The following is a 16,274-nucleotide window of genomic DNA, read 5'->3' on the forward strand; positions in this document are numbered from 1 at the left end:
CCGGTCCACCTGGCCCTGCGCGCCCGGGCCGGGGGCCCACCCCCGGGGGGGGGGGGGGGGGGGGCCCGGGGGGGGGGGGGGGGCCCCGGGCCCCGGGGGGGGGGGGGCCCCCGCCCCCCCCCCCCCCACGACCTCATCGTTCATCCGTGGTTAGCCACTTCATCCGTGGTCGACCACCGGACGGATTTCCACACCGCTGTGTGTCGCGTGCACCTCGGGAAGCAGCGTCACCACAGACAGAACCTCGTCCAGGTCGGCTGCCTCGAGCAGGTAGTAGCCGCCGAGTGCTTCCTTGGTTTCCAGGAACGGCCCGTCCGTCGTGATGATCTGGCCGAGCGCGTCCGAGCGCAACGAGGTGGCCGTGGGCGCCAGCTCCAGCTGTTGCCCGTCGATGATCCGCGAGCCGGCTTTGGCCACGAACGCCTCGTGGGCGGCGTCGTGTGCCTTCCACTGCTCGTCGGTCATCGCGTCCCACTGCTGAGCGTCGCCGTAAATGAGGATCATGTACTTAGCCATATCTCATATCCCATCGTGTGCCGGCCCCTCTGTGGTGGCCTCTACATCACGACGAGCCGGGAGGGTGGCAGATCGACAGCTGGAACGAAATTCTGGGCCCGATGACCTGGGAATCATCGCAGGCCTCACGATCCGGTCAGGAGTGCGCTGCACGAGGTTACCGCCTGTAGGTCCCGCGGCGCGCCCATCCCGCGCCCCGTGCCGACCCTGGTGCTGACTGGAGCCGGTCGAGTTGCTTGGCTTCGGGGAGGCCACCGTCCGTATCATCTCGGCATGGTGCTGAACCCGCAGGTGCGGTTCAGCCGGCGGGCAGTGTTCCTGGCTGCCGGAGGGCTACTCGTCGGTTGCTCAGAGCAGCCCGAGGCCGACAAGGTCCACCTGCGACTGGCCACCGGGCCGGCGGGGGCGGTCTACCGGCGCATCGGCGGTGCGCTGGCCGAACACATCTCCGAGCAGGTGCCGGGTGCCACGGTGACCACCGTGCCGAGTGGCGCGTCCACCGACAACATCCGGATGCTGCGGGCCGGCGAGGTGCACCTGGGGCTGACGAGCCTGGATGCGCTGATCACGACCGACGGCAGCGCGCCCGAGGGGCTCTCGGCGATATGCCGGCTCTACGACAGTCACCTGCATCTCGTGGTCATGGCCGGTTCGGCGATCGACGAGTTCCGGGATCTTGAGGGCAAACGCATATCCCTCGGTGCCCACGACTCGGGCACAGAGTTCACGTCGCTGCGGGTTCTGGAACTCGGCCCGGTGAAGGCCGACGGCCGGTACCTCAGCCAGGCCGAATCGGCGGCGGCGCTGCGCGACGGCACGATCGACGCGATGTTCTCCCTGACCGGGGTCCCGACACCGGCCATCACCGAGCTGGCGCAGCGGCACCCGATCCGGCTGATCCCGATGGACGCACAGGCGGACGCGCTCTTCACTGCGTACCCGGGTCCCTACGCTCCGGCCATGATCCACGCGACTGCCTACGCCGGCGTCCCGGCCACCCGCACCGTCGCCGTGCCGAACGTGCTGCTCGCGCGCAACGACCTGCCCGATGACCTGGTCTACGCCATCACCGACACCATCTTCACGCACACCGGCACGATCACCTCCGCCGGCCGCGACGGCGCCGAAGCCCTTCCCGAAGCGTGGCAGATCAACGTGCGTACCGGGATCTCCACCGCATCGGTCCCGCTCCATCCGGGCGCGGCGGCCTGGTTCCGCGACCGCAAGCGCTGACCCGGGACAGCCAGGCCGACAACGGGACCGGGTCCTCAGACCGGCGACGGAGCCGGGGCGTTGGACGACGACGTCACCTGCGGAACGCGCGGCAACGCAACCACCGCGGCGAACCCGTGCCCGGACCCGTCCGGACGCGGCAGGCCCTCCTCCAACCGCAGCTCGCCCCCGGCCGCCGCGACCAGGTCGGCGCAGATCGCCAGTCCCAGGCCGGTCCCGGTCACGTTCTGGTGCCGCGGCGATCGCCAGAACCGTCGTAGCGCCTGGGCCCGCTCGGAAACGTCGATTCCCTGGCCGTCGTCACGGACAGCGAGCGCAACCACGCCACCGGCCTCGGGGTCGTTGCGGTGTCCGGTGTTCGTATCACCGGGGACAACTCGGGCGGTCACCTCCACGACCTTCGCGTCCGACAGCCGTAACGCGTTGCTGATCAGCTCGTCCAGGACGCTGCCCAGTCCGCCCGGCGGCTCCAGCAACCGCAGCCCCGGCGGCACGTCGACGGCCAGTGTCTGCCCCGCTGTGGCTGTCAATGCCCGCCACCGGTCCACCCGGGTCGCCAGCACCTCGTCGAGATCCACCGGCGACGCCTTCCGCATGCTCTCCATCCGCGCGCTGGCCTGCAGCGAGTTCAGCATCCGCTGCATCGCCTTCAGCTCGTCGACGGCGACGTCGTACACCTGCTGCCCGTCGCCCTCGGGCCGCAGGTGTGGTGCGAGGCTCTCCACCGCGAGCCGGAGGCTGGTCAACGGGTTGCGCAACTGGTGCGACGCGTCGGACACGAACGCCCGCTGCCGCTGCACGGCGTTCTCGACGGCGTCCATCATGGTGTTGAACGACTCCGCCAGCCGACGCAGCTCCACCGGGCCGGCCTCGGCGTCGGCGCGGATCGTCAGGTCGCCCTCGGAGATCCGCGAGGTCGCCGCGTCCAGTTTTCGCACCGGCCGCAGCACCCACGCCGATACCGGCCAGGCGACGGCCGCCAGTGCGATCAACGGCAGCAGCCCGAGCCCGGCGAGCCGGGCCCAGCGTACGAGGATGAGTTCGCGTGTCTTCGACAGGTCGGAGATCGTCACGACGGCGCCGACGACCTCACTGTCCCGGCCCACCGGCTCGGCCACAACGAGTGCGGAGTCGTCCCACGGCGCCCATTCCCAGGACGGTTCGGACCGCGCCCCGGCCAGCGCCGCGGTCACGATCCGGGGCAACGCCGGCTCGGCGCGCGCCGCCTCCTGGTACGCACCGGCCGGTCCGAGCAGCACCTCGCCCGACGTGTCGATCAGCGCGACCGGGATGCCGTAGAGCTCGTGGTAGCGCGTCAGCTCCTGCTGCAGCGCCTCGGTCCGCCCTGTCGACAGCGCGGTCTCGGCCAGCGAGGCGAACCGGCCGACGTCGTTGAGCCGGTTGACGTACGTCTCCTGCATCTCCCGTTCGGCCACGGTGACGCTGAGCGGCACCCCGAGTGCCGCGACGAGTAGCACCGCGAGGGGAACCAGGACGACGAGCAGGCGGCGGTGCACGGCGCGTCAGCCGATCAGCTCCGGCTGGTCGGCCAGGAGCCGATAGCCGACGCCGTGGATCGTGCGGATGACCACGTCCGGTCCCAGCTTGTGCCGTAACGCCGCGATGTGGGTGTCCAGGGTGCGACTCGACGACTCCCAGGTCGCGCCCCAGATCTGGTCGAGGATGACGTCGCGGCTGACCACGTTGGGCGCCCGCCGGGCCAGGAGCAGGAGCAGCTCGAACTCCTTGCGGGTCAACGGCACGGGCGTGCCGTCGACGGTGACCTCGCGGGTGCCGACGCCGATCCGCATGGGGCCGAGCAGGAGCGGCTCGTCCGAGTGGCTGAGGGCACGGGCGGCCCGGGTGCGTCGCAGGACGGCGTCGATCCGGGCGAGCAACTCAGGGATGCCGAACGGCTTGACGATGTAGTCGTCGGCGCCGGCGCGCAGGCCACGGACCCGCTCGTACTCCTCGGATCGCGCGGTCACCGCGATGACGGCGGTCTGCGGGTGGTCCCGCAGCCTCCGAATCACGTCGAGCCCGTCGCCGTCGGGTAGACCCAGGTCGACGAGGACCACGTCGGACGGCGCGGCACGCACGGCCTCCGCGGCGGTGGCGATGCGGTGAACCTCGAAGCCCGCCTGGGTCAGGACGGTCACCAGACCCCGCGCCACGCGGTCGTCATCCTCGATGACGGTTATCCGCATACCGGCGGATTGTACGGCCCGGGCCGGCGTTCGTGTCAGCCCGCGAGTTCTTGGGATTTCTCTGACACCATCCGCGTCCCGGCCAGCCGAGACTGGGGCCACTCATTCACCGAGGAATGTGCATGCGCCGATGAGGAGGCCGCTGTATGAAAACGACCAGCAGGTACCGGGCCACCGCGCGGATCATCGCCGCGATCGGCGTCGTCTCGCTCGTCGCCGCCTGTTCCGGCAACGGAGGCGCCGCCGGCGGAGGCGACGCCGAAAGCTACCCGGACCAGAACATCACGATCGTCGTGCCGTTCAGCGCGGGCGGCCCGACCGACACCGTCACCCGCATGATCGCCGAGCCGATGGCCGCCAAGCTCGGCGCCAAGATCGTCGTCCAGAACGTCGAGGGCGCCGGCGGCACGGTCGGCGCCGGCGAGGTCGCGCGGGCCGAGCCGGACGGCTACACCGTGCTCATGCACCACATCGGTATGTCAACGGCGCCCGCCCTGTACAAGAGCCTGGGCTACCAGCCGCTCGAGGACTTCGAGATGGTCGGGCTCGTCACCGAGGTGCCGATGACGGTCGTCGCCCGCAAGGACTTCGCGCCGGCGACACTCCAGGACCTCGTGACCCACGTGAAGGCGAACGCCAACAAGGTCACGCTGGCCAACGCCGGCATCGGCGCCGCGTCCCACCTGTGCGGCCTGCTGTTCCAGACCGCCGCAGGGGTCAAGCTCCAGGAGGTCCCGTACGAAGGCACTGGCCCTGCCCTGACCGACCTCGTCGGCGGCCAGGTCGATTTCATGTGCGACCAGACGACCAACACCAGCGGCCAGATCGCCGCGGGCGAGGTGAAGGCGTACGCGGTCACCACGCCGGAGCGGGTGAAGAGCCTGCCCGACCTGCCCACCACGGCCGAAGCCGGGCTGCCCCAGCTCCAGGTCAGCGTGTGGCACGGTCTCTACGTCCCGGCCGGCACGCCGCAGGAGATCGTCCAGAAGCTGTCCGAGGCGCTGAAGGTGGCACTGGCCGACCAAGGCGTCGTCGACCAGATGGCCAAGCTCGGCACCGCGCCGGTCCCGGCCCAGGACGCCACCCCGCAGGCGCACCGGGCCAAGCTTGAGGAGCAGCTCGGTACCTGGGCGAAGATCATCGCCGACGCCGGGGTCAAGGTCTCCTGAGGTGGAACGCCGCCGGTCCTTCCCGGACGTCCTCGCCGGGGGAATCTTCGTCCTGATCGGTGGCGCGTTCGCGCTGGGGTCGCTCGGCTACGAGCTGGGCACCCCACTGCGGATGGGCCCCGGCGCCTTCCCGCTGCTGGTCGGCGCGACCGTGGCCGTCCTGGGCCTGGCGATCGTCATCAAGGGGCTCATCGCCGGCGAGGTGGTCTCGTTCGGACCGGTTCCCTGGCGTGCGGTCGCCGTCATCGTGCTCGCGGTCCTGTTCTTCGGATTCACCGTCCGGCGCCTCGGATTCGTACCGACGTCGGCGGTGACCGCCCTGCTCACCACGCTGGCCAGCTCACGTGTACGGCTGCTCACGGCCGTGGCCGTGGCCGCCGGGCTGACCGTGGCCAGCACGCTCATCTTCGTCGTCGGACTGCAGCTGCGGATCCCGCTATGGGGCCCGTGGCTGGGGTTCTGACGCGGCGGCATCCGGATTGAGGCATGGAACTCCTCGACAACCTCGCGCTGGGCTTCTCGACGGCCCTCCTGGTCCAGAACGTCCTCTACTGCTTCGTGGGAGTGCTGCTCGGGACCGCGGTCGGCGTGCTGCCCGGCATCGGACCGACGGCGACGGTGGCGATGCTGCTGCCGATCACGTTCAGCTTCGAGCCGGTGACGGCGCTGATCATGCTGGCCGGCATCTACTACGGCGCACAGTACGGCGGCTCGACGACCGCCATCCTGATCAACCTGCCCGGTGAGTCGTCGGCGGCGGTCACCGCGCTGGACGGGCACGAGATGGCCCGGCAGGGCCGGGCCGGCCCGGCGCTGGCCGCCGCCGCGGTCGGGTCCTTCATCGCGGGTACGGTGGCCACCGTCGCGCTGGCCGTCGCGGCCCCACCGCTTGCCAACGTCGCGTTGAAGTTCGGCCCGGCCGACTACTTCTCGCTGGTGCTGCTCGGCCTGATCGTGTCGATCGCGCTGGCGCGCGGCACGGCGCTCAAGGCCCTGGCGATGATCGCGCTCGGCGTGCTGCTCGGCACGGCCGGTCAGGACCTCTACACCGGCACGCCCCGGTTCGTGTTCGACCAGCGCGAGCTGTACGGCGGCCTCGACTTCGTGTCGGTCGCCGTCGGCATGTTCGGGGTGGCCGAGATCCTGCGCAACCTGGAGAACGAGCAGTCCCGCACGGCGGTCGTCAGCAAGGTGAAGAACCTGTGGCCGACCCGCGAGGACCGGCGCCGGATCGTCGGCCCGATCCTGCGGGGTACTGGTCTCGGCGCCGCGCTCGGTGTCCTGCCCGGCGGTGGCCACGTGCTGGCTTCGTTCACCTCGTACGCCGTCGAGAAGCGGATCTCGAAGCGGCAGCAGGAGTTCGGGCGCGGCGCGATCGAGGGCGTCGCCGGCCCCGAGTCGGCGAACAACGCCGCCGCGCAGACGTCGTTCATCCCGCTGCTCACCCTGGGCCTGCCCGCCCACCCGGTGATGGCGCTGATGGTCGGCGCGTTCATCGTCCACGGCATCACCCCCGGCCCGAACGTCATCACCGACGAGCCGGCGCTGTTCTGGGGCCTGATCGCGTCGATGTGGATCGGAAACGTGCTGCTCGTACTGCTGAACCTGCCGCTGATCGGCATCTGGGTGCGCATGCTGCGCATCCCGTACCAGGTGCTGTTCCCGATGATCATCCTGTTCGCCGCGATCGGCACCTACTCGCTGAGCTTCAACGCGTACGACGTCTACGCGATCGTGTTCTTCGGGATCCTGGGCTACATCCTGATCAAGTGCGGCTGCGAGCCGGCGCCCCTGCTGCTCGGCTTCGTCCTCGGCCCGCTGCTCGAGGAGAACCTGCGGCGCGCGCTCATCATCTCCCGCGGCGACGCGTCGGTCTTTCTGACCCGACCGATCTCCGCGGTGCTCCTGGCCCTGGCCGTGGCAGCGCTCGTCGTCGCCGTCCTCCCGACGATTCGCGAGCGCCGCGCGGTCGTGTTCGCCGAGGAGGAGTAGGAGAGTCTCGACGGGACATAGAACCCAGGTGGAGCAGCATCGTGCACCTGGTGACGCTTCTGCGCGGGTCCGATCGCAGATCGGCACGGTCCGTTCGTCTCACTGCAGGTCATAGACGAGTACCCGGTCGGGGGTCAGCCGTGCTCCGGCGGCGACGGTGTGCGCAACGAGCCGGCCGCGGTGGTCGAGGTGGCACACCGGGATGTCGCGGGCGCGGACGAGGAAGTCGGCGATCAAGCGCCTGTGACAGCGCCACCACAGGCTCTCACTGCACATGATCGCTACACGCGAATCCTGCGCCTCGGCGAGCAGGTCGTCGACGGCTTCGAGGAACTCCGGGGTACGCATGTGGGCGGCGTAGCCGCGGAACGCCTCGACCTGCCACCACCGGTCGGGCGAATCGGCCGGCACGCGCCGGCGTCCGCCGAGCTGCTCCGCCCACCGGTAGTCCAGGCCGACCGCCGGCAGCCATTGGGCCAGAGCGTCGCGGCTGACGTGCGGATGGGCACGGCTGCCGGGATAGCGCCGCACGTCGACCAGCCGGGTCGCTCCCGCGTCGAGCAGCAGGCTGGTGAGGTCCGCCTGGCTTGCGGTGCCATGGCCGACGGTGAGAAGCGCCTCTGCCATAAGCGTCAGGAAACCGCACCGACGAATGGGATGCACGCGCTTTCACCCAGAACCCGCGGCCGCCGGACCGCCAGGCCTTCACGACCGGCCGGCCGCCTTGTGCCCGAATCCGGACCGGCTGGCGATCCGGTCCAGCAGGATTGTCCACGTGACGAGTGACAACCCGCACCGATGGTCCGACCGGACCGCCTGGGCCGGCCGCCTCAACGCTCCGCTGCGCGCGTTCCTGCGCACCGAGACCGGCGGCGCACGGGTGGTGCTGGTCGCCGCGGTGGTGGCGCTCCTGTGGGCCAACCTGCACATGTCGTCGTACGAGTCGCTCTGGAGCACGTCGCTCACCGTCCAGCTCGGCGACTGGCCCGTGTCTCACGACCTGCGTACCTGGATCAACAGCGGCCTCATGACGTTCTTCTTCCTGGTCGCCGGGCTGGAGCTGCGCCGGGAGTTCGACATCGGAGAGCTGCGCGAGCGGCGTCGGCTGGCGTTGCCGATGTTGGCCGGGCTCGGCGGCATGCTCCTGCCGATCCTGATCTACCTCGCGTTCAACGCCGGCCACACCACCGCCGCGGGTTGGGGAGCGGTGATGGCCACCGACACGGCGCTCGCGCTCGGCGCGCTGGCAGTCTTCGGGCCGCGCTTCTCGGATCGGTTGCGGGGTTTCCTGCTGACGGTCTCCGTCATCGACGACCTGGTCGCGATCGCGGTGCTGGCGATCGCCTATCCGGAACATCCTTCGTCGACGGCGCTGATCGTCGCGGCGGGAATCTTCGGCCTCGTCCTGCTCGTCCGGGCTGGCGGCGTGCGGTTCGGCCCGGTCTACGCGCTGCTGGGGGTGGCGGCCTGGGTCGCGGTCTCGGAGTCCGGTGTCGACCCGGTCGTGGTGGGTCTGGTGATGGGACTGCTCACCTACGCCTACGCGCCCGGTCGGACCGAACTGCAGCGGGCGAGCGACCAGTTCCGCCTCTTCCGGGAACAACCCACCCCGCAGCTCGCCCGTTCGGCCCAGGCCGGGCTCGCCTCGGCCCTGTCGCCGAACGAGCGGTTGCAGAACATCTACCATCCGTGGGCGAGTTACGTGGTCGTGCCGCTCTTCGCGCTGGCGAACGTCGGGATCGTGATCGACGGCGATCTGCTGGCCAGGGCCGTGACCTCCTCGGTCACCCTCGGCATCGTGGCGGCGTACGTCATCGGCAAGCCGGCCGGCATCGTAGCCACCTCGTGGTTGGTGGCACGGCTGAGCGGCAACCGGTTCCGGCCACCGGTCGGCTGGCTCGCCGTCGCCGGGGTCGGCACGGTCTCCGGCATCGGGTTCACCGTGGCGCTGCTGATCGCCACCCACGCGCTGCACGGCCCCGCCCTGGAGGAGGCGAAACTCGGCATCCTCGTCGCGACGATCGGTGCGTCCGTCATCACCTGGCTGGTGTTCCGCGCCGCTGCCCGGCTGTCACCGGTGCGGCGTGCCCGTGCCCTGTTGGGCGTCGCCGAGGGCATCGTCGACCTGATGCTTCCGGTCGATCCGGAGCGCGACCACATGCGCGGGCCGCGCGAGGCGCCGGTGACGGTCGTGGAGTACGGCGACTTCGAGTGCCCCTACTGCGGGCAGGCCGAGCCGGTGGTCCGGGAACTGCTGGCCGACTTCGCCAACATCCGCTACGTCTGGCGGCACCTGCCGCTCACCGACGTCCACCCGCATGCCCAGCTCGCCGCCGAGGCGGCCGAGGCGGCGAGCGAACAGGGCGCGTTCTGGGAGATGCACGACCTGCTCCTCGTACACCAGGACGCGCTCAATCCCACCGACCTGCTCGGCTACGCCGAACGGCTTGGCCTTGACCTAGACCGGTTCCGGGAGCACATGGTCGAGCGCGAGGCCGTCGACCGGATCGCCGAGGACGTCGACTCTGCCGACCTGAGCGGCGTCACCGGGACCCCGACCTTCTTCATCAACGGCCGGCGCCACCACGGCGCGTACGACATCACCGCGCTCTCGGCGGCGGTGAAGGCGGCGTTCGCCAGCGCGAAGCTGCGCCCCGAGTACCGTCGGGATCCCGGGCGTCGTCACGAGGGCGGGCCGGCGAGCTGAACGCCGAGCACGACAGTGGCGCCATCCATCTGATGACCGGCACCGGCGGCACGCACCCTGGCCAACCCGCGCCGCCAGCAGACCGTGAACAAGAGTTGTCCTCACCCAGCCACGTGGTCAACGAGGGCGAGGTCACCGTCCTCTACGCCTCGGGCCGCTAAGCGGGTCGGAACCCGTCCGGGTAGCGGGGTAGCGGGGCCGGTCCTGGTGGCACACCCACCGGCCCCGGTCCCGCGACGCGCCTCAGCACGGCGTACACCATCCTGCTGCTCCCGAACTCGGAGACCGTCACGAGTTCCCAGCCGAACGTCTCCAGGACCTCCGCGGCGGCGATGGCCTGGGTGACCGCGTCGCCGCCGACGCCATGGGAGACGACGGACAGCAACCGGTAGGGGTAGCCGTGCAGGTCGACGCGGTTGCCCAGGACCGCGTCCGCAGTGACTGTCCGGGTGCGGGCGATCTTCTCGGGAGCTTCGCGGGCCGCCATGGCGCCACCCTAGTTCCCGACCGGCGGACGTCGCTGTCGTCGTACGGCGATGGTATGAATGCAATGTGGCGTCGTCGCAGAACGTAGACCTGATGGGCAACGTCCGCGCACTGGCCGAGGATGCGCTGCCGATCCTCATGCCGGGAGCCCGCGTCGCGCCGGACACCGATGAGGTCATCATCGCCGTACCCGGCGGTCGGGCCCGTGTCTCCCTGGTTCCGCTGCTGCGCCTCTGTCTGGATCAGCCCCGCCAGATGTGGCCCGACCTGCTGGCCGACTGGGTCGCGGGGATCCGCCGCCAGTTGCCCGCGCGGGTCACCCCCGACGAACTCGGGCCGGCCGACGTCGGGCAGCTCCGGCTACGCCTCACCCCGGCGGCCGCGACCGCGGAGGCCAACAGTTACCTCGCGATGCCGTTCGGCGAGCATTTCACCGCGGCCGTCGTGATCAACCGGTCCGATCGCCTGGAGATGCTCACCATCGCCCAGGCAGGGCAGCTCGGACGCGAGCCCGTGGAGTTGATCCGCCTCGCCGTGCGGCAGACCGTGCAGCACGAGCTGGCCGCGCTCGACATACGCGATCACGCGATGCCGGGGGGTGGGTCGGTTCGCCTGCTGGCCGCGGACGGCAACCCCTTCGTCACGACCGCGCTCATGTCGCTCAAGCGTTTCCTGCCGGACGCCGCCGAGTACGGCGCGCTGGTCGCGGCGCCGCGCTACAGCGCGGTGCTGCTGCACCGCGTGGATGCCCCGGTGAACGACAGCGCCGTGGCACTGCAACGCCTGGCCATGTCCATGTTCACCGCGGCGGACGACCGTTGCTCCGACGAGATCTTCTGGTGGCACGACGGCGAGTTCCATCCGGTACGCATCGTGGCCGGCGAAGCCGGCACGGTGCAGGTCCGAGTGCCGGAGGCGCTCGCCGCGGTCGTGGAGCGGCTGGACCGCGATCACTGAGCGCGCTGGCGCCTGTACCGAAGTCGTGGGCGCCGTGGCACTTGATCTGGTCGCTGTGTCGAGACGAACGCCGCGCTGGTGCGACGCCGCAGGTGGGCGAGAATGACGGCATGCCGAGCCGTCTTGCCGTCATCGCCATCGACGCCAGCCAACCACGACTCATCGCCGGCTTCTGGTGCTCGGTTCTCGGCTGGCAGGTGGTGAATGAGGACGATGAGGTGATCACCATCGCGGCCGCCGACCGTTCCTGGCCGGTGATCGACGTGGTGGCGGTGCCAGAGGACAAGGTGATCAAGAACCGGTTGCATTTCGACCTGCGAGCCGACGGTGTGACCACCGCGGAGGAACTCGACCGGTTGCTCACCCTCGGCGCGCGCCGCGTCGACGTGGGACAGCCCTCCGACGTGAGCTGGGTCGTGCTCGCTGATCCTGAGGGCAACGAGTTCTGCCTGCTCTCTCGCCCTGCCCAGGAGCTTTAGGGAAGCCCCCGCACGGCGGTCTACGCAGCCAGGACCTTGTCGAGTTTCTGTGCGGCTAGGGCTTGGTCCCGCTGCTCGGTCAGGAATCGCAGCGCCGCGTCGCGTCCGCCCTCGTCCCAGCTCTCGCGCAGCCCCTCGTAGAATGCGGCCTGCTCCGACAACTGCCGCGCGCCCTTGGCGGACGCCGCGCGGGCCCGTTCGTGGCACAGCTCGGCGAGCTGCGTCGCGGGCTCGACGGGCGACGCCGTGCCGTTGACCACCCGCCAGCCCGGTAGTTGATGCCAGTGCGTGCGGCGCTTGCGCGGATCCTGGGCGAAGTCCCGCTCGGCCACGTCGGCGAGGCGCTCGGGCGGCCAGCCGTCGATCTTCTCCAGGCCGGTCTCCAGCACGAACTGCCGTGTCTGATCGGCCGCCGCGTCGGAGAGCAGATCCACCGTACGCGGGCCGGACCGGACCTCGTCCATCCGGACGCCGTAGGTCATGATCCAGCTGGTGAAGGGTGCCACGAGGGGCTGTACGCCGGCGGACACCCAGCCCACGGGGCGAGTGGGCGAGCCAGAGTAGCCGATCCAGGCCAGGGACCAGTCCAGCGGCTCCCGCACCAGCGTCGTCCCGACGCCGGTTCCGCGAATGGACCACTCTCCCGGCAGTTGGGGCCGCAGCTCCGACAGGATCTGCCGCCACCGCCGGGCCTTCTCAGCAGACGACATACGAACCTTTCGCAGCGGGTGCAGGCCTGGTGAGTCTATCCGCCCAATGGTCGCTTCGTCGGGCGGAGCTCCTCCGGTGCGTTGGGTAGATCCAGTGTCGTCTGCACGTTGTTGGCCCAGCCCGGGGCGATGCCGGTCTTGAGACCGGTCTTGAGGTCGTAGGCGTGCGCGACCTCCCAATCGAGGTCACCGGTCACGGGGTCCTTGTACTGCCGCTCGAGGATGACGTCGGGCCGGAATTCCTGGTCACGTACCGGCCGAGTCTCGACGCCGGCGCTGTCGAAGCCGATTTCGGTACGCAGCCGGAAACCGGAATCCGCAGTGAACAGGGTGTTCGCTTCGGCGTCGATCGAGTTGGCGAGTTGGCGGTGAGCTTCGGTGCCCATCGCGGTGCGCTCCACGATCAGGTCCGCCACCTCGTCGGGGTAGCCCTTCGCGATGAGTTCTTCGCGCTGTCGCTGATAGCCCTCCCGTTGCAGGATCTCGTCCTTGTTCTGGTCGACGTGGTCCCACGCCTCGTCGACCAGCTCCTGGAGTCGCGGGGCGACCTCTTTGCGCGCCTTCTCGATTTCCTCCAGCGTGCTCTTGTCGTGCTTGCCCAGCTCGGGGTCGTTCTGTGCGCGCCGCGAATCCGATCCGTCACCCTGCGAATCGGTGGGCTTGCCGTCGCGGGAGCCTGGTCCGCCGGGTCGGCCGTCCGCCGCGGCCTCGGCGATGGCCTGGTGGCCCTCCGCGATGGTGGTGGACTTGCCGTTGTGGCTTCTCCTGGGGCGCGGCACGCCGCCGTCGCCGCCATCGCTCCCGTCACCACCGTCGCCGTGCGGTCCCTTGGGCTTCGCCACGATCCCCCCGGTCAGCCGTTGATGAGCTTGGAGAGGTTGGTGAGGCTGGTGACCAGGGCCGTGGTGTAGCTCAGGATCCGGCCCGCCCACTTGAGCACGGCGGCGGCGATCTGCACGGCGATCACCGGGATGGTGACCACGAAGATCGCCTCGACGGCCCACACGACGACGCGCGCGACCAGGTCCGCGATGAGGTCACGGACGATGTCGCGGGTGAAGGAGACCAGGTTTCCCGCGGCCTGGGTGGCGGCCCCCATCGCGGCGGCCGTCCCGCCCAGGCCGGCGATCGCGTCGACGTTGTTCACCATCAGCGACTGGTACGCCTGGGCGGCGTGCCCCTGCCAGTCCGGCACGTCCCCGGCCAGATGTGTCTGCAGGTCAGCTGCCATCCGCTGCAGGTGGGTGGCCATGTTGTCCCACGTCGCCGCGTGTGAGGCGACCACATCGGGCATGCCGGTCAGCCAGTCGAGCATCTCTCGCAGCGGCTCGAAGTACTCCATCGCCCAGCCGAGGCCGTTGGCCAGCAACGCGCTGAACGGGTCGAGCACCGTGGCCACGACGTCCAGGCCGAAGGCCGCCCCGGCGAGCAGGTCGTCGACCCACCCCTCGCTGCGGATCGCGTCCACGAGCCCCTCGACGCCGTCGGCGAGCGAGGAACCGGTCCACACCTCCCGGGTGGATGTGACATCCGCGACCAGTGAATCGTCGGTCATCCGCCCAGCCAGCTTCTGTCCACGACGCCCGCGGCGCAGCCACGGATCTGCCCGGGAATCGACCCCTTGCCCAGAGCCCCGCTGTCCATGCGCGCCTCCCCCGAGTAGCCCCCGGGGAGTGGAGATCGCAGTGTCTCCGAACGCCTCGCAGGACGGCGTCGATTGTAGAACACCGACTCACATTCGGTGGGTACGGCATGGCTCTGGGTACGGCAGTCGAGAACGGAAGTCCCCGCCGTCCGGCGGACGACGGGGAACTCCACAGTGGTGCGACGGACTACTTCAGCGCGAGGGTCCGGGCGTCTGCGGCGATGACGCTGGCCACCTCGGCCGGCACCAGCTTGCCGGCCTGCCGGTCGACGTAGTTGGCCAGTTCGGCGTACTGGGCGTGGGCCAGCTTGACGGTCATCGCGTTGATCGCGGCGGCATCGGCGCCGGAGGTGAGGATCAGGTAGCCGAGCCCGGCCTGGCTCACCGTCACGGTGAAGGTGCTGGTCGCGATCGCGGTGCCCTCCGGGCCGGTGACCTCGGCGCGGATGGTGTGCCTGCCCGCGGTCAACCTGCCCAGGTCGAGCTTGCGGCCCGCGGCCGACTTCTTGCCGTCGAGGGTGACGGTGACGGTGTCCGCGTTGGTCGCGGCGACCGCGATCACCGGGGACTGAGCCCGGTCGAGGCGCGCTCCGTCGGCCGGCGACGTGACCTCCACGGTCGGGTCGGCGGAAGCCCGCTGCACGAACGCCGAGTTCCAACCGACCAGCTCGGACGCGCGGTTCGTGATGATCGCGTCGGTGCCGATCCGCTCCAGCCGCTGCCACAGGCCGGCGGAGTCCATCGTCCAGGCCATCACGGCGACCCCGGCGGCGTGCAGCGGGGCGACCAGCTCCGGCTTGGCCAGCAACGCGTTCCCATCCGGGTTGTAGGCGGTCAGGTGCAGCTCCCTGGCGATCGCCACCGGGTCGGCGTCGAGGCTGCTGCGGAGCAGGCCGAGCGGTAGCTCGGGGGCGAGTTCGTAGGTGTACTTCAGGGCGTCGACCTCGAAGCTCTGGACGAAGACCCGGCCCATCATCTGCTCGTCGCGGATCACCTGGATGATCGTCGCGACCTCGTCCCTGGTGTGCTTGCCCTTGATCTCCAGCAGCAGGCTGCCGCCCCGGGTGCGCAGGTCGGCGAGCTGCTCGGCCAGGGTCGGCACCCGCTCGCCGACATAGTGCGGGCCGAACCAGGAGCCTGCGTCGAGCGCCTTGATCTGCGCGGCGGTCAGGTCGCGGATGTTGCCGGTTCCGTCGGTGGTCCGGTCGACGGTGCCGTCGTGCAGGATGAACGGGATCCCGTCCTTGCTCGGCTGGACGTCGTTCTCGATCCAGTCGGCGCCACCCTTGCGCGCGATCTCCTGCGCGACCAGGGTGTTCTCCGGCGCGGCGGCGGACGCGCCGCGGTGCGCGATGACCGTGAACGGGCTGCCCTCGGGGCGGATGTAGCCGTTCGGCGGCAGCTCGGTGACGGTGACGTCGTCGTACGAGACGGTGGCGCCGTTGACGAAGAGCGCCTGGACGCCGGCGGCGGAGCGCTGGAGGCTGTTGGTGCGCATCGCCTCCCGGCCGTCGAAGATCCAGCGAGCCTGGTTGCCGTGCACCTCGACGGCGACCCGGACGTCGCGGCCGGTGCCGGCGGCGTACGGGGCGGAGGCGGTGTTGGTCACGACCCAGGCGCTGGCCGAGGTCCGCTGGGCGAACTCGAGACCGTTGGCGGCGGTGGTGCCGCTGCGCATGGTGGCGATCCACCACGGGGTGGCGCCGTCGGCCGGGACGTCGATGCCGAGCGACGCCCAGCGGGTCGCGGCGGAGACCGACTCGAACCGCATGGTCGCCTCGAGCCGGAAGTCGTTCAGGTGCCGACCGAAAGTGATCTTGTTGTTCGCGCTCGAGCTGGCCGAGGTCCCGTACAGCCGGCCGTTCTCGACCTTCCAGGCGCCGTCGACCGCGTTCCACCCGGCCGGCAGGGCTCCCGAGGAGAAGTTCTCCGAGACCACGACGTTGCCCGGTTCGGCGGCGGCGGGCGCCGAGGTCGCGATGGCCACCGCGGCGGCGCCGCCGGTGACGGCGAGCGCGGCGATGACGGCTGCGGCCCGGGTACGCGTGGCGACGAGCCTCGTCGCGGCGCGCCCGAGCGGCGATGGTGCGGGAAGGACAGTCATGGTCGGGACGCTACGAAGCGCACCCGAATCCATGATCAATTGGACGTGGCCGGCGCCGGAACGCCGGGT

Annotated in this window: 16 protein-coding genes; 7 read left to right on the forward strand and 9 right to left on the reverse strand. The window is 70.4% G+C overall.

Annotated features, from left to right (window positions below; all coding sequences use genetic code 11):
• Positions 1 to 159: 159 nt before the first annotated feature.
• A complete protein-coding gene (locus ACIBBA_RS08780; RefSeq protein ID WP_396695210.1) occupies positions 160 to 516 on the reverse strand; it encodes a YciI family protein in 357 nt (118 codons plus the stop codon).
• A gap of 198 nt (positions 517 to 714) precedes the next feature.
• Here ACIBBA_RS08780 and ACIBBA_RS08785 point away from each other — a divergent pair, with 198 nt between their 5' ends.
• Entirely contained in the window at positions 715 to 1,749 is a 1,035-nt protein-coding gene (locus ACIBBA_RS08785; RefSeq protein WP_396695212.1) for a TAXI family TRAP transporter solute-binding subunit, read from the forward strand.
• Between the two features lie 35 nt (positions 1,750 to 1,784).
• Here ACIBBA_RS08785 and ACIBBA_RS08790 read toward each other — a convergent pair whose 3' ends face one another.
• Together ACIBBA_RS08790 and ACIBBA_RS08795 are read right to left on the reverse strand one after the other, a co-directional pair.
• Positions 1,785 to 3,266 carry an ATP-binding protein gene (locus ACIBBA_RS08790; protein ID WP_396695214.1) on the reverse strand — a complete coding sequence of 494 codons (1,482 nt, stop codon included), beginning with the start codon at positions 3,264 to 3,266 and terminating at the stop codon, positions 1,785 to 1,787.
• 6 nt (positions 3,267 to 3,272) lie between these two features.
• A complete protein-coding gene (locus ACIBBA_RS08795; RefSeq protein WP_396695216.1) occupies positions 3,273 to 3,956 on the reverse strand; it encodes a response regulator transcription factor in 684 nt (227 codons plus the stop codon).
• 146 nt (positions 3,957 to 4,102) lie between these two features.
• Here ACIBBA_RS08795 and ACIBBA_RS08800 point away from each other — a divergent pair, with 146 nt between their 5' ends.
• From ACIBBA_RS08800 to ACIBBA_RS08810, 3 genes are read left to right on the forward strand one after another with little or no spacing between them, the layout of a single operon-like run.
• Complete coding sequence (locus tag ACIBBA_RS08800; RefSeq protein WP_396695218.1) at positions 4,103 to 5,125, forward strand: tripartite tricarboxylate transporter substrate-binding protein; 1,023 nt, start codon at positions 4,103 to 4,105, stop codon at positions 5,123 to 5,125.
• A gap of 1 nt (position 5,126) precedes the next feature.
• Positions 5,127 to 5,588, forward strand: a complete 462-nt coding sequence (locus ACIBBA_RS08805; RefSeq protein ID WP_357054708.1) for a tripartite tricarboxylate transporter TctB family protein — start codon at positions 5,127 to 5,129, stop codon at positions 5,586 to 5,588.
• A 23-nt stretch (positions 5,589 to 5,611) separates the two neighbouring features.
• Positions 5,612 to 7,117 (forward strand): tripartite tricarboxylate transporter permease, encoded by a 1,506-nt coding sequence (locus tag ACIBBA_RS08810; protein ID WP_396695220.1) that lies wholly within the window; start codon positions 5,612 to 5,614, stop codon positions 7,115 to 7,117.
• Positions 7,118 to 7,216: 99 nt separating this feature from the next.
• On the opposite strand, the gene ACIBBA_RS08815 is transcribed toward ACIBBA_RS08810, so the two are convergent.
• Positions 7,217 to 7,744 (reverse strand): DUF488 family protein, encoded by a 528-nt coding sequence (locus tag ACIBBA_RS08815; protein WP_396695222.1) that lies wholly within the window; start codon positions 7,742 to 7,744, stop codon positions 7,217 to 7,219.
• A 148-nt stretch (positions 7,745 to 7,892) separates the two neighbouring features.
• Here ACIBBA_RS08815 and nhaA point away from each other — a divergent pair, with 148 nt between their 5' ends.
• Positions 7,893 to 9,824, forward strand: coding sequence for a Na+/H+ antiporter NhaA (gene nhaA / locus ACIBBA_RS08820; RefSeq protein WP_396695224.1), 1,932 nt, complete (start codon positions 7,893 to 7,895; stop codon positions 9,822 to 9,824).
• A 157-nt stretch (positions 9,825 to 9,981) separates the two neighbouring features.
• Here nhaA and ACIBBA_RS08825 read toward each other — a convergent pair whose 3' ends face one another.
• Entirely contained in the window at positions 9,982 to 10,311 is a 330-nt protein-coding gene (locus tag ACIBBA_RS08825) for a transcriptional regulator (RefSeq protein WP_396695226.1), read from the reverse strand.
• 65 nt (positions 10,312 to 10,376) lie between these two features.
• Between ACIBBA_RS08825 and ACIBBA_RS08830 the strand changes: the two genes are divergently transcribed.
• Together ACIBBA_RS08830 and ACIBBA_RS08835 are read left to right on the forward strand one after the other, a co-directional pair.
• Positions 10,377 to 11,267, forward strand: a complete 891-nt coding sequence (locus ACIBBA_RS08830; protein ID WP_396695228.1) for a hypothetical protein — start codon at positions 10,377 to 10,379, stop codon at positions 11,265 to 11,267.
• Between the two features lie 92 nt (positions 11,268 to 11,359).
• Positions 11,360 to 11,746: a VOC family protein gene (locus tag ACIBBA_RS08835; protein WP_396695230.1), complete on the forward strand. Its 387-nt coding sequence runs from the start codon at positions 11,360 to 11,362 to the stop codon at positions 11,744 to 11,746.
• 20 nt (positions 11,747 to 11,766) lie between these two features.
• Here the strand turns inward: ACIBBA_RS08835 and ACIBBA_RS08840 are convergent, their stop codons facing one another.
• The 4 genes from ACIBBA_RS08840 to ACIBBA_RS08855 form a co-directional block, all read right to left on the reverse strand.
• Complete coding sequence (locus ACIBBA_RS08840; protein ID WP_396695232.1) at positions 11,767 to 12,456, reverse strand: hypothetical protein; 690 nt, start codon at positions 12,454 to 12,456, stop codon at positions 11,767 to 11,769.
• 35 nt (positions 12,457 to 12,491) lie between these two features.
• Entirely contained in the window at positions 12,492 to 13,298 is an 807-nt protein-coding gene (locus tag ACIBBA_RS08845) for a hypothetical protein (protein ID WP_396695234.1), read from the reverse strand.
• A gap of 11 nt (positions 13,299 to 13,309) precedes the next feature.
• Positions 13,310 to 14,011: a WXG100 family type VII secretion target gene (locus tag ACIBBA_RS08850; protein ID WP_396695236.1), complete on the reverse strand. Its 702-nt coding sequence runs from the start codon at positions 14,009 to 14,011 to the stop codon at positions 13,310 to 13,312.
• A 277-nt stretch (positions 14,012 to 14,288) separates the two neighbouring features.
• On the reverse strand, positions 14,289 to 16,205 hold the full coding sequence (locus tag ACIBBA_RS08855; RefSeq protein WP_396695238.1) for a glycerophosphodiester phosphodiesterase family protein: 1,917 nt from the start codon (positions 16,203 to 16,205) through the stop codon (positions 14,289 to 14,291).
• Positions 16,206 to 16,274 lie beyond the last annotated feature (69 nt).

It is taken from the genome of Micromonospora sp. NPDC051006 (assembly GCF_044456245.1).
GTDB lineage: Bacteria > Actinomycetota > Actinomycetes > Mycobacteriales > Micromonosporaceae > Micromonospora.